General features: G+C 42.9%; 14 protein-coding genes. 13 read left to right on the top strand and 1 reads right to left on the bottom strand.

All coding sequences use genetic code 11. The features are described from left to right. Nucleotides 1-126 precede the first annotated feature (126 nt). From MKO06_RS04595 to MKO06_RS04545, 11 genes are all read left to right on the top strand, one after another. Nucleotides 127-1,131, top strand: a complete 1,005-nt coding sequence (locus MKO06_RS04595; RefSeq protein WP_425248404.1) for an AAA family ATPase — start codon at nucleotides 127-129, stop codon at nucleotides 1,129-1,131. A 92-nt stretch (nucleotides 1,132-1,223) separates the two neighbouring features. Beyond that, on the top strand, nucleotides 1,224-2,090 hold the full coding sequence (locus tag MKO06_RS04590) for a DUF58 domain-containing protein (protein ID WP_241549484.1): 867 nt from the start codon (nucleotides 1,224-1,226) through the stop codon (nucleotides 2,088-2,090). 8 nt (nucleotides 2,091-2,098) lie between these two features. After that, complete coding sequence (locus MKO06_RS04585) at nucleotides 2,099-3,745, top strand: BatD family protein (RefSeq protein WP_241549483.1); 1,647 nt, start codon at nucleotides 2,099-2,101, stop codon at nucleotides 3,743-3,745. Beyond that, complete coding sequence (locus tag MKO06_RS04580) at nucleotides 3,745-4,749, top strand: vWA domain-containing protein (RefSeq protein WP_241549482.1); 1,005 nt, start codon at nucleotides 3,745-3,747, stop codon at nucleotides 4,747-4,749. Before MKO06_RS04585 ends, MKO06_RS04580 begins: the two co-directional genes overlap by 1 nt. A 1-nt stretch (nucleotide 4,750) precedes the next feature. After that, a complete protein-coding gene (locus MKO06_RS04575; RefSeq protein ID WP_241549481.1) occupies nucleotides 4,751-5,812 on the top strand; it encodes a vWA domain-containing protein in 1,062 nt (353 codons plus the stop codon). Then, entirely contained in the window at nucleotides 5,802-6,659 is an 858-nt protein-coding gene (locus MKO06_RS04570; RefSeq protein ID WP_241549480.1) for a tetratricopeptide repeat protein, read from the top strand. The genes MKO06_RS04575 and MKO06_RS04570 overlap by 11 nt, the downstream gene beginning before the upstream one ends. A gap of 50 nt (nucleotides 6,660-6,709) precedes the next feature. Continuing rightward, on the top strand, nucleotides 6,710-8,467 hold the full coding sequence (locus MKO06_RS04565; protein ID WP_241549479.1) for a BatD family protein: 1,758 nt from the start codon (nucleotides 6,710-6,712) through the stop codon (nucleotides 8,465-8,467). Nucleotides 8,468-8,469: 2 nt separating this feature from the next. Then, complete coding sequence (locus MKO06_RS04560) at nucleotides 8,470-9,219, top strand: SH3 domain-containing protein (protein ID WP_241549478.1); 750 nt, start codon at nucleotides 8,470-8,472, stop codon at nucleotides 9,217-9,219. 77 nt (nucleotides 9,220-9,296) lie between these two features. After that, on the top strand, nucleotides 9,297-9,587 hold the full coding sequence (locus tag MKO06_RS04555; protein WP_241549477.1) for a hypothetical protein: 291 nt from the start codon (nucleotides 9,297-9,299) through the stop codon (nucleotides 9,585-9,587). A gap of 140 nt (nucleotides 9,588-9,727) precedes the next feature. Further along, nucleotides 9,728-11,326 carry a SulP family inorganic anion transporter gene (locus MKO06_RS04550; protein WP_241549476.1) on the top strand — a complete coding sequence of 533 codons (1,599 nt, stop codon included), beginning with the start codon at nucleotides 9,728-9,730 and terminating at the stop codon, nucleotides 11,324-11,326. A 22-nt stretch (nucleotides 11,327-11,348) separates the two neighbouring features. Next, the gene (locus MKO06_RS04545; RefSeq protein ID WP_241549475.1) at nucleotides 11,349-11,972 is read left to right on the top strand and encodes a carbonic anhydrase family protein; all 624 of its coding nucleotides are present in this window, start codon (nucleotides 11,349-11,351) and stop codon (nucleotides 11,970-11,972) included. 56 nt (nucleotides 11,973-12,028) lie between these two features. Here MKO06_RS04545 and MKO06_RS04540 read toward each other — a convergent pair whose 3' ends face one another. Continuing rightward, nucleotides 12,029-12,559, bottom strand: a complete 531-nt coding sequence (locus tag MKO06_RS04540) for a CvpA family protein (RefSeq protein ID WP_241549474.1) — start codon at nucleotides 12,557-12,559, stop codon at nucleotides 12,029-12,031. Nucleotides 12,560-12,604: 45 nt separating this feature from the next. Between MKO06_RS04540 and MKO06_RS04535 the strand changes: the two genes are divergently transcribed. After that, nucleotides 12,605-12,961 (top strand): hypothetical protein, encoded by a 357-nt coding sequence (locus MKO06_RS04535; RefSeq protein WP_241549473.1) that lies wholly within the window; start codon nucleotides 12,605-12,607, stop codon nucleotides 12,959-12,961. Next, nucleotides 12,962-13,690, top strand: coding sequence for a hypothetical protein (locus MKO06_RS04530; protein WP_241549472.1), 729 nt, complete (start codon nucleotides 12,962-12,964; stop codon nucleotides 13,688-13,690). Nucleotides 13,691-13,733 lie beyond the last annotated feature (43 nt).

The raw sequence follows: 13,733 nt of genomic DNA, 5'->3' as shown, positions 1-13,733 counted from the left end.
CAAAGGCGGCATTTCTATGTCGCCTTTTTTATTTAACCTTTTTTTAACAATTCTAAATCCAATAAATTTTCAATTTGCGACGCTTACTTCAAGTACGTATATTCACGACATCAAAATCTGAAAATCATGATGGAAAACGATTCATCTGTTGATATAGCCAGTATTAACGAAAAAATTGAAAAAGAAAGTGCATTCGTAGACCTGCTGGTCACTGAAATGAACAAAGTGATCGTGGGTCAGAGACACATGGTAGAACGTCTTTTAATAGGCCTCCTCGGCCAGGGGCACATCCTCCTGGAAGGAGTTCCTGGTCTGGCAAAGACCTTAGCGATCAACACGCTTTCACAAGCCGTTCATGGTTCGTTCAGCCGAATCCAGTTCACTCCAGATCTTTTGCCTGCCGATGTGATTGGTACGCTTATCTATAATATGAAGGTGAATGATTTCAGTATAAAGAAGGGGCCGATCTTTGCCAATTTCGTGCTGGCAGATGAGATCAACCGTGCTCCTGCAAAAGTGCAGTCGGCATTGCTTGAAGCCATGCAGGAGAAACAGGTGACCATTGGAGATGAAACCTTTATTCTGGATAAGCCTTTCCTTGTGATGGCCACACAAAACCCGGTGGAACAGGAAGGTACCTATCCATTGCCAGAAGCACAGGTAGACCGTTTTATGCTAAAGACCGTCATCAAATACCCGCAAATGGCCGAGGAGCAACTCATTATTCGTGCGAACCTCAAAGGCGCGTTCGAAAAAGTGAACCCGGTTGTGAGTCTAGAACAAATTTTAAGGGCGCAAAGTGCGGTACGCGAGGTCTACATGGATGAAAAGATCGAAAAATATATTCTTGATATCATATTCGCTACCCGTACTCCTGAAAAATACAATCTCGAAGACATAAAGCCGCTTATAAGTTTTGGTGCCTCTCCTAGGGGTAGTATTAACCTGGCTGTGGCTTCAAAATGTTATGCTTTTATCAAGCGCCGCGGTTACGTGGTGCCGGAAGATGTAAGGGCCGTGGTGCACGATGTACTGCGTCATCGTATTGGTATCACCTACGAGGCAGAGGCCGAAAATATTACTTCAGAAGATCTTATCAATAAGATCGTAAACGAGATTGAAGTACCTTAAAATTAGTAAACAGTTGGCAGTGGCACTAGGCAGTGAAAAAATTGCCGGTTTACAGACTGCTTACTGCGACTGAAAACTGCCCACTTCAAAAGATGGATACAAAGGAGCTACTTAAAAAAGTTAGGAAGATAGAGATCAAGACAAGGCGCTTGAGCGACCATGTTTTTGGTGGTGAATATCATTCTACTTTTAAAGGTAGGGGGATGACCTTTAGTGAGGTAAGGGCTTACCAGTTTGGCGATGATGTTCGTAGTATCGACTGGAATGTGACCGCCCGATATAATGAACCTTTTGTAAAGGTTTTTGAGGAGGAACGGGAACTAACCATGATGCTGATGGTGGATATTTCGGGATCTGAAATGTTCGGTACTCAGCAACAGTTCAAAAAAGAGGTCATTACCGAGATCGCGGCGACACTTGCCTTTTCTGCCACGCAGAATAATGACAAGATCGGGCTACTCTTGTTTACAGACCAGATCGAACTTTATATTCCGCCTAAAAAGGGTCGTTCGCATGTATTAAGGATCATTCGCGAACTAATCGAATTTCAGCCGCAGGGTAAAAAGACCGATATTGCCGGAGCCTTAAAATACCTGTCCAACGTAATGAAGAAGAAGGCCATTGTTTTCCTCCTTTCAGATTTTATGGCAGACGATTACCAGCAAACCCTGAAGATCGTTGCCGGAAAACATGATGTTACGGGAATACGGGTTTTTGATAAAATGGAACAAAGCATTCCAAACCTTGGTCTGGTGCAAATGCTGGATGAGGAATCTGGTGAATATGTAATGGTAAATACAGGATCCAGATCAGTTAGGCATTCTTATTCCAAATATTTCCAGGAGCGCGTGGATTACTTTCATCAAAGTTTCAATCTCAGCGGTGCCGGGATAATCAATAACCGCACAGATGACAGCTATGTAAAAAAGTTGTTGGGTTATTTTAAAAGAAGAGCTTAGAAACTAAAATGTACAGAAACAAGATACCTACATATTCTAAACCGCATATCTCAGGCTGCCTGGGATTTCTGTTTTTTATATCCTTCTTCCTTGTAAGTGCAAATATCAATGCACAGTCCAGGGTTTCGGCTGCTGTAGATTCAACCGAGATCGAGATCGGTGAAAAGATAAATTATAGCATTGAGGTCGAAACAGCTGCAGGAAATCTGGTTGTGTTTCCGGAAGGAGATAGTTTCTCCCCGCTTGAAATGGTTGAATCCTATGAGGTCGATACTATAAGAAATAAGGATAATTATAAACTGCTTAAAGAATATTTCTTAACCCAGTTCGATTCAGGAAAGTACGTGATCCCATCACAGGAAGTTCTGATTGGGAACAATAGCTTTTATACAGATTCCATTCCGGTTGAAGTCTATGATGTGATCGTAGATACGACCAAACAGAAATTATATCCCATAAAACCTGCCGTTGAGGTGCCGCCACGATTCAGTATTCCATCCTGGTTATGGTGGTTGCTGGGAATACTGCTGGCCGGAGGGCTGGTGGCATTCCTGATCATTCGGAAAAAACGACGGGATGAGGCAGAGCCGGAGTTACCACCTTATGAAGAAGCGATGGCCGAGCTTGAAAAGCTCGATAAATCTCAATTGCTCGAAAAACGGGAGATCAAGGAATATTATTCCCAATTGAGTTTTGCCGCGAGAAAATATCTCGACAGGAAAATTTATGATCATGGACTGGAAATGACCACCGGCGAATTGATCACTTATCTTAAGGAACAAAAAGATCAGCATAAACTAAATCTTAGCGATTCTACCATCGAAGACTTTAGAAAAATGCTGAATCGCGCTGACCTCGCCAAATTCGCACGCTCTAAACCCGACGTGATCACGGCTAAGGAAGATCGTTCCAGGACTCAGCATATCATAGATGACCTGAGGGCTTCGGTGCCTGAGCCTACCGAGGAGGAACTGGAAATAGATGAGGCTTACAGGGCTGAACGAGCCAGAAAACGAAAAAGACGCAGGATTATCCTGGGAATTGCTGCTGGTGTACTTGTAATTGTGATCGGCATCACTGCACTGATCGCAACCAAAGGCTATACATATGTTAAGGACACCTACCTGGGGCACCCTACCAAGGAATTGCTGGAGGGAGAGTGGATACGAAGTGAATATGGAAATCCGGCTGTGGCGGTTACCACGCCTGAGGTACTGATTCGCGGGGAAATTGAAATGCCAAGAGAAGTTGAGCGAATGATGGTAGGTTCTGAAAGCTTTATGTATGGAAGTTTGCTTAGCAATTTCTATGTTACACTGAGCACCATCAAATTCCAGGGAGAAGTGAACTTTGAACTTGAAAAAGCGGTGGATGGTATTTATGCTAATCTGGAAGAACAGGGGGCAAGAAATATCATCATGAAACAGGAAGAGTTCACCACGCTCAATGGAGCGAAAGGATTGAAAGTTTTTGGTACGCTGCAAGCGGTTAATCCAATTACCGGGGAAAGTATTCCAAATGAATATGTGATCCTTAATTTCGCTGAAAAGGGAGGTTTTGAACAAATAGTGGTGATATTCAATGAAAATGATCAATATGCCAAGGAGATCTCGGAACGCATCATCAACTCGGTAGAAATAAATAATCTAAACTAATGTTTGCTAATTTCAACTTTGAAAACCCGGAATTCTTTTGGTTGCTATTGTTGCTACCAATGGCCATCGCCTGGTATTTCTGGAAGCGCCATAAGCAAACAGCCGAGTTAAAGATTTCTTCTACCAAAGGCTTTAAAGCAAAAAGCGGAATATTGGCCAAACTGCGTCCTGTTCTTTTTGTATTAAGATTGCTGGTACTGGTGCTTATCATCATGGCCATGGCAAGGCCCCGAACGGTAGATGTGACCACGCAAACCAGCAGCACCCAGGGAATTGATATCGTGATGGCCATAGATGTTTCGGCCAGTATGCTGGCGCGGGATCTTCAGCCAAACCGACTGGATGCCTTAAAAGAAGTTGCTGAAGAATTTATTAATGATCGTCCTGGAGATCGTATAGGTCTTGTGGTGTATGCAGGTGAGAGCTTTACGAAAACACCAATAACCAGCGACAAGGCTATAGTGCTGGACGCACTGGAAGATATAGAATACAATAATGTGCTGGAAAACGGTACGGCCATTGGCTCTGGCCTGGCTACCGCCGTGAATCGTTTGAAGGATAGCGAGGCCGAAAGCAAGGTTATCATCCTGCTCACCGATGGTGTGAACAATGCTGGTTTTATAGATCCAAATACCGCCAGCGAGCTGGCCGTTGAGTTTGGGATCAAGGTTTATTCAATTGGAGTGGGAAGCAACGGGATGGCGCTTTCCCCTATAGGTACATTGGCCAACGGGCGATTCCAGTTTGGAAATGTGCAGGTAGAGATTGACGAAGATCTGCTTAAAGAAATCGCCAATGATACCGGAGGGAAGTACTTCCGGGCAACCGATAATGAAAAGCTGCAAGAGATCTATGCCGAGATCGATTCCCTTGAAAAGACCGAAATAGAGGAATTCCGCTATTATAATTATGATGAGAAATTCAGACCTTTGGTATTGCTTGCCGGTGGCCTGCTCCTGCTGGAGATTCTACTGCGTTTAACCCTATTTAGAAGCTTTATTTAAGATGTTCGTACTCGAGGAAGAAAATTGGTTTTGGTTCTTACTGGTGATCCCGGTGATCATCCTGTTTTTCCTGGTGTTGATGTACTGGCAGAACCGAACACGTAAGAAATTTGCCGATCCGCAACTGCTAAAATTCCTGGCACCTAACAGGTCTCGGTCCAAATATTTTATAAAACTCGTGCTGGTAATCCTGGCAATCTCCAGCCTGGTGATCGCCCTGGTAAACCCGAAAATGGGCACTAAACTGGAAACCGTAAAAAGGGAAGGTGTGGATATCGTTTTCGCGATTGACGTGTCCAAAAGTATGGATGCCGAGGATATAGCGCCAAGCCGACTGGAAAAATCCAAGCAGCTGGTAAGCCAGATCCTCTCTAACCTCGGAAGTGATCGGGTTGGCATCATAGCCTACGCCGGGGGAGCATTTCCGCAGCTTCCAATAACAACCGATTACTCTGCTGCCAGGATGTTCCTGCAGGCGCTGAATACCGATATGATCTCCTCGCAGGGAACGGCGATCAGCGATGCGATTGAACTGGCCACCACCTATTATGATGATGAACAGCAAACCAACCGCGTTTTGTTCATAATCAGTGATGGGGAAGATCATGAAGGTAATGTAGAGGATATCGCAGATCAGGCTGCCGAAATGGGCATCAGGATCTACACCATTGGTGTTGGAACAGAGAAGGGCGGGCCTATCCCAATTAAAAGAAATGGAGTGATCCAGAATTATAAGAAAGATTCACAGGGTGAAACGGTGATCACTCGCTTGAATCCATCGATCCTTCAGGAGATAGCAAACCAGGCCAGGGGAAGTTATATCGAAGGAAATGTTACGAGTAAAGTGACAGAGCAGGTTAGCGAGGAGCTTCAGAATATAGAACGAACCGAATTCGAAGCCAAACAGTTTGCCGATTTTAAATCTCATTTTCAATGGTTCCTGGGATTGGCTTTGGCATTATTATTTCTAGATATCTTTGTGTTAGAGAGAAGTACGGCCTGGATAAAAAGGTTGAATCTTTTCAATGAAAGAAAAAAGAAAGGGGAAAAAGATGAAAATTAAGCTGAAAAATATCCTGGTGGCGATTATCTGCCTGTTCGGCTTAGGCTATATGAATGCGCAGGAAAAACCTGAAAAACTGCTCAGGCAGTCTTATGACTATGTGGCTGAGGCCCAGGAAGCACTGTCTGATAACAATTTTGCCGAAGCCGAGGCTTCTTACCGAAAAGCAATTGCCAAGGCACCTGATAATGTGGACGCCAAGTATAATATGGGAAACCTGTATTACACCAAGGAAAAATCGGTGAATGCAGAAAGCAGATTAAAGGAAGCCGCAGAGGTAGCTGCAACAAAGGAAGACAAACATCGTATTTATCATAACCTGGGGAACACCTATATGCAGCAAAAGCAATATCAGGAGGCAGTAGATGCCTTTAAGGATGCCTTGCGCAATGATCCAACCGATGATGAAACACGGTATAACCTGGCCCTCGCGAAAAAGATGCTGGAGAAGGAACAGCAAAACCAGGATCAGAACCAGGATCAGAATAGCGGTGGAGAAAGCGATGAAGAGAAGGAAGACAAGCAGCAGCAGAACCAGGATGGTGAAGGTGGTGAAGATCAGAACCAGGACCAGAAGCCTGGTGATGAAGGTGAGAATAAGCAGGATGAGCAGGAAGGTAATGAGAATGAGAAAAATGAAAAGGAGCAGGGAGACCAGCAACAGAAAGATCAGGGAGAAACCGATAACCAGCAGCAACAACAACCCAGACCTGCACAAGGCCAGCTTTCACCACAGCAAATAAACAACCTGCTGGAGGCGATGAACAATGAAGAGAAAAAAGTTCAGGATAAGATCAACGCTGAAAAGGCAAAAGGAGTGAAAGTCAAATCTGAAAAAGATTGGTAACATTTTTGCTGTAATTTCGACCAAAAGGACTGATTGTAAGGAGAAAAAAGATGAAACTGAAGTACTTGGTATTGAGTTTTTTACTGTTTGCCGGGGGTGTGATCCAGGCCCAGGTTCGCTTTGAGGCTAAAGTGAGCAGGGAAAAACTGGGGATCAATGAACGCCTGCGGGTTGATTTTGAAATGAACGAAGATGGAGATAACTTCAAACCTCCTTCCTTCGACGGATTTACCGTGGTTGGAGGTCCAAACCAGAAGATCAGCCATTCTATCCTGAACGGGAAAATGGAATATTCCAAGGTCTATAGTTTTTACCTTCAGCCTAAAAAACGGGGGAAATTAACGATTGGCCAGGCTGAGGTGCTGATAGATGACGAAATTTACAAGACTTCTCCTTTAGCAGTAGAAATTACGGCCGCGGTAGATAAACCAACCGATGGTGACAATACTGAGCTGATCGCTGAAGACAACCTTCACCTGGTCGCCGAGGTCTCTAATGCTAATCCATATCTCAACGAAGCCATTACTATTGTTTATAAGCTTTATGTTAGCCCGAGGGTGAGCGTTAGCAACTGGCGCGAACTTGACAGTCCAAAATACAACGACTTCTGGAGTCAGAGTATCGACATTCAGCAATTAAGGGTTGAAAACGGTGAATTTCGAGGGGAGCCTTATCGTTATGTAATCCTTAGAAAGACTATTCTCTATCCACAGAAAAGCGGAGAACTCAATATTGAACCCCTTACCCTTTCCATCGCGGTAGATGTTCCCAGCGAAAGAAGGGACATTTTTGGTAGCCGAATCTATAAAACGGTCAATAAAACCGTAGCGGCAGATAACAAGACCATCAATGTAAAGCAATTACCAGACGGCAAGCCTGCCAATTTCACCGGGGCTGTAGGGAAATTCAGTTTTAACGTGAACACGAATAAGGATGAGTTAAATGCAGGTGAAAGTTTACAGGCAAAGGTCGAGGTGAAAGGAAATGGAAACCTGAAGTTATTTGAGCTTCCAGATCTTACCGCTCCTTCTTCGCTTGAAATGTACGATCCGGAACGAGTGGAAAATGTAAACACGAATCTCAATGGTATGCAGGGAAGCATTTCTGAAACCTATACCATAGTGCCAACACGTAAGGGAAAATATCCAATTCCGGCACTTTCCTTTTCCTATTTCGACCCTTCGACTGAAACCTATAAGACCATGAATTCTGAGGAGATCCTGATCAATGTGGATAGTGGTCCGCTTGCAGGGAACGAACCCAGCGGAATTTCGAATTCCAGCAGGCAGGCAGTTTCTATTCCTGATGAGCAGTTCAGATTTATAAAATTAAAGACCAGTCTCAGGTCTATGGATGATGACAACTTCCTGGGCTCTTTAGGTTTCTGGAGTGCGCTGGTATTACCTCTGGCCGCGATCCCTCTTTTTATTCTCTTCGGAAAGAAAAGAGAAGAACGTGCTCGCGATATAAAAGGGAATCGTATTAGAAAAGCGGATAAACTTGCACGCCGATACCTTTCTGAAGCCAAACGAAATCTTGGAAATCAAAAAGAATTTTACCTGGCACTTGAACGTTCGATGCATAATTATTTGAAGGCCAAGCTGCGTATTCAAACCAGCGAGATGAGCAAGGAGCGTATACAGTCCCTGCTTCAGGATAAGAAGGTAGACCAGCAGACCAACGCCGATTTTATATCCTTATTGGAGAGCTGTGAATATGCAAGGTATACCCCTGCTTCCAGGGATGCCATGCAGCAGGATTATGAAAAATCGGTTAGTGTAATCTCAACCCTAGATAAACAATTGTAATAATGAAAAAATTGATCTTATTAAGTTTTTTGTTATTAGGTTTTGGCGTATTTGGCCAGGGAGAAGATCTTTTTGAGGCGGCAAACACTGCTTACCAAAACGGAAACTATGAAGAAGCAGCGGCGAAGTACGAGGAAATTCTCGAAAACGGCGAGGCTTCGGCTGAGGTATATTATAATCTTGGAAACTCCTACTATAAATTAAACCGGGTTGCACCAAGTATCTACCATTATGAAAAGGCTTTACAGCTGGACCCCGGAGATGAAGATATCAGGAACAATATCGAATTCGCACGTAATATGGCTATTGATGACATCGAAGCCGTAGAACAAACCGGAATAGACAGGTGGTTTAATGATCTTATTGCGGTATTCAGCTATAATACCTGGGCTGTTTTGAGCATTGTATTTTCGGTTGTATTCGTGGTTCTTTTCCTTCTATATTACTTTTCGGCTACTCCCTTATACAAAAGACTGCTTTTTGGTGGGGCCATGGCCATGTTGATCTTTAGCCTGGTTTCTGTAATATTTGCCTTCCAGCAGGAGAGCTATATTGAGAACAATCAGTACGCTATTATTTTTGCAGAGGAGACCGAAGTTCGTGATGAACCAAATCTACGAGGAGAAAGCAGTTTTGAATTGCACGAAGGCACCAAGGCCCGCATCCTTGAGAACTACCAGGAGTGGTCTAAGATAGAACTTGCAAATGGCGCGCAAGGCTGGATTAAGACCGAAGATGTGAGAAAACTTTAAACAAAATTCACATTTTCTTAAAAATTGTTCTGCCAATCTATTATTAGATATCTTAAAATTCTTCTATTTTAGCTATTGTGAAGATATTTTCCCACATACTTGCATTGGTATTTGTTGCATTTTTAGGTATGAATACCCTGGATTGTTTAATCGATGGTGATATCGATATCCCAATTGTGTACAATGCGAACGAAGAAGAAAGCTCTTCCAAGAACCAGATCAATTTTGAATATACTTATGAAGAAATAGAATCGAATTATGAAAGTATTCATTTTCTTCAAACCAGGAGAGAAGCTGGTTTCTACTATTTAGACGATTATTATGGCGTTTTCCTCTCCATAACATCGCCTCCTCCCAAAAACGCATAACGCGTTATTTTCTAAGTGATTGCCATGCAATCAGGTGACCGTTTCATTCTTACTGGGACGGGATTTTAATTATTTATCAAACCAACCATTCAGGTGATCTAAAAAGTTTCAGGGATCACTGGGATCAATTATATAAAATTATGTTCAAACATCTTAATAAAGATTTTCCTGCAAGTATCGTCGTATTTTTCGTAGCTATTCCCTTATGTCTTGGAATCGCATTAGCCAGTGGTGCTCCACTGTTTTCAGGCCTTATTGCAGGTATAATTGGGGGAATAGTTGTTGGGGCTATTAGTGGTTCCAGCCTTGGAGTTAGTGGTCCGGCAGCTGGTCTTGCAGCTATCGTGCTCGCAGCCATCTCCACTATTGGTTATGAAAACCTATTGCTGGCCGTTGTAATCGCAGGGGCTATTCAGATTGGGTTTGGTCTTTTAAAAGCCGGGATCATCGGATATTATTTTCCTAATTCGGTCATTAAGGGAATGCTTACAGGTATCGGGATTATTATTATTCTGAAACAAATTCCTCATTTCTTCGGTTATGATAGTGATCCCCAGGGAGACTGGGCTTTTTTCCAGGTTGATGGGGAAAATACCTTTTCAGAAATCTTCAATGTTTTCAATAATATTAGTCCAGGCGCCACCTTAATTGCGGTGATCGGGATGACGATACTCGTTCTTTGGGAAGCGGTCCTGTCTAAAAAGGGTAAATTCTTTAAACTGGTGCAGGGTCCGCTGGTGGCTGTAGTTGTGGGGATCGTTTTTTACCTGCTTACAAGGGACTCTGAAATCTTCGCTATTTCTGCAGACCATCTTGTTAATGTTCCGGTGCCGGATAGTTTAGATTCGTTTCTGGGACAGTTCACCTTTCCTTCCCTGGAAATGATCGGGACGGTTCAAATATGGGTGACCGGTTTTACCATCGCACTGGTTGCCAGTTTGGAAACACTTCTTTGCGTGGAAGCAACCGATAAATTAGATCCTCATAAACGTACCACCCCTACCAACCGGGAGTTATTTGCACAGGGAACCGGTAACCTGATGTCTGGATTGATAGGTGGATTACCTATTACACAGGTGATCGTACGAAGTTCTGCAAACATCCAGTCTGGTGGTCAGACAAAAATGTCTGCCATCATGCATGGATTCCTGCTGTTGATCTCCATTATCATCATTCCAAATATCCTGAATTATATACCACTTTCGGTATTGGCAGCGATCCTGTTCTTAGTAGGTTATAAGTTAGCTAAACCAGCTCTTTTCAAGGAAATGTATTTGAAAGGATGGAAGCAGTTCGTGCCATTCATGGTGACCATCACCGGGATCGTATTTGGGGATCTTCTAATAGGTATTAGTCTTGGACTGCTAGTGGGAATTGCAGTAATTCTCATCAAAAACTACCAGAATTCTTATTTCCTACATATGGAAAACCTGGACAACGGAGGTAAAAATGTTAAAATGACTCTTGCCGAAGAAGTAACCTTTATCAACAAAGGTGCGATCATCAAGGAGCTGAACAGGCTGGAAAAAAATTCATATCTTATTATGGATGTTACCCGTACTAAATACCTCGATGATGATATTATCGAGATACTGGATGATTTTAAAATTAAAGCTGAAGAAAGAAATATAGATATCAAGTTAATATCTGAAAGGGGGATTATCGAGAATCCTGAGAGTTATTACGAATTCTTTCAGTTGGAAAAGAAACATGAGCCTGCTGAGGCTCGCAAATTATAGTTAAATCAAAAATTTTAAAGCGATGATTAAAGAGATTATAGATAAAGAAAAGCAAACTAAACTAAGCCCGGATGATGTTCTCAATGACCTGATGGCGGGAAATGAAAGGTTTACCAATAAGAATATGCATGAAAGGGATTATTCCAGCCAGATCGATAAAACCAGTGGAGGACAGTGGCCACAGGCCGTGGTACTGAGCTGTATCGATTCACGGGTACCGGTTGAAACAGTATTCGATCAGGGTGTTGGAGATATTTTTGTAGCCCGGGTGGCCGGGAATTTTGAGAATACCGATATCCTTGGAAGTATGGAATATTCCTGTAAAGTAGCAGGAAGTAAATTGGTGCTGGTGCTGGGCCATGAAGCCTGTGGTGCGGTGAAAGCTGCCTGCGACCATGTAGAGCTTGGCAACATCACCCACCTGCTTAGTAATATTAAACCTGCAGTTGAGGCTACTCAAACCGATGGTGAGAGAAGTTCCAAGAACGATTCATTTGTGGCTGGCGTGGTAGAGAACAATGTGAAACTTACCATGAACAGGATCAGGGAAAAAAGTCCTATTCTTAATGAAATGGAAAAGAATGGAGAGATCAAGATCGTAGGAGGAGTCTACTCCATCTCTACAGGAAAGGTTAGTCTCCTGTAAGACTTTCAGAATATTTACATCCGGCAAAAGCCAGTTATGGTGGTTTGCCGGATTTTTTATATCAGGTTTTCATCTCCAGAATCTTCCAGAAGGTCCCGTTCCCGAACCTGCTTGATTATGGAAGGAAGAATGATAGGGGCAATGCTTTCTACTGGTTCATAAAGAATTGACTCGCTGAGCGTTTTATCCTCCACGATCTCGATACGCTCATTAGTAGCTTTAAAGAACATGATGATAACGCTGGCTACAAAGGCCGACTTGATCATCCCAAAAGCCGAACCAAGGATTTTATTCACCACTCCCAGGGCGGCAAAAGCAGCTACTTTGGTAAGCATTTTTCCGGCAAGGGAAACAAGTACCACAATGATTACGAAAGTGATCGCAAAGCTTATTAAATTTATATACTGAGGTTTCCATTCTACCTGATTGGTTAAAAAATCACTCAGGAAATGAGAAAAATGAACGGCTCCGTAAATTCCGGCCACGATCCCAACCAGCGAAGCCAGTTCGGTAAGAAGGCCTCTAAAAAAGCCCCGTACCAGTCCGTAGAGCAGTACCAGGCTTAAAATAATATCCACGGTATTCATATCTCAAATATAAGAATAATTAAATCTAGGAATTATCTTTGCAATATGGCAAGAGATGAACAATTAAAAGAACGATGGGAGAAAGTTCAGCAGAAACTATCCATGCAGTTCGCAGATGGTGAGTTAATGGAGCTGGATGCTATTATTTACTTAATAGGGGTCCAGGAATTGGGTCAGCCCCACCGCAGATATAAAAAAGATCATAAGATAGATCTAATGCATATAGCTATTTGTACCTTACTGGAGCCCTATGGTTATTATGAATTTGATTTTTATGATGATGAGGGATGGCCACATTTTAAGGTGAAGGAGGAACTGCCATCTTTAAAGGCAGGTGAACAAAGCGTTTTGATGAAAGAAGCTATTGTACATTATTTTATGGAAAAAGAATACATCTCATAAATGGCCCTGAAGCAGATCGTGGAATCCTTCCCTTTTGATAGCGGTCCAATCTATCAGGAGACCCTGGCGGGCAGGTTACCTGTTGAACCCTTCAATACCTACAGCAATATCCTGTTCTTAGGTATCATAATCTATTTTTCCTTAAAGGTTTACAGGGATTACCATAATCATCGATTCCTCGCCTGGAGTCTGCCGGTGCTTTTGCTGGGCTTTATTGGGGGTACTGTTTACCACGCAACCCGTAGCCATGATGTTTGGATGTATATGGACTGGTTGCCAATCGTCATACTGTGTCTGGCTGTTTCGGTGTATTATACAATTAAACTGAAGGCAACTCGAAAACAAAGATTATTACTGATTTTGATCATTCTATTCCTGGTTTTCGGGATCAGGATGATCCCCTGGCCGGTTTCTTTGAAAACCTCAATAGGTTATATTGGTACAGCTGTTGGATTGTTGCTGCCCATTATCACGTACTTCTTCACTACGAGAACCCATTATTGGTGGTGGGTGTTTCTGGCATTTTTAAGCTTTGGGCTGGCCATCAGTTTCAGGTTAATGGACCGGTTTGTTTATGTGATGCCAATGGGAACTCACTGGCTCTGGCATGTTTTCGGGGCTATTTCGGTATTCTTTCTTATCAAGTTCATCTATGAAGACAGGCGAACCCAGATGTTTGCCGATTCAAATGCTGCACTCAGGAATAAGGCTTCAAAAGGAAAGGTTTAGGATTAAATTTTATTAAATTTGCGCTTCCGGAAAAGTAATCATC

Source organism: Christiangramia oceanisediminis (assembly GCF_022570735.2).
GTDB classification, from domain to species: Bacteria; Bacteroidota; Bacteroidia; order Flavobacteriales; family Flavobacteriaceae; genus Christiangramia; species Christiangramia oceanisediminis.
The sequence above is the reverse complement of the archived record's forward strand: the minus strand, read 5'-3'. Positions and strand labels throughout refer to the sequence as shown.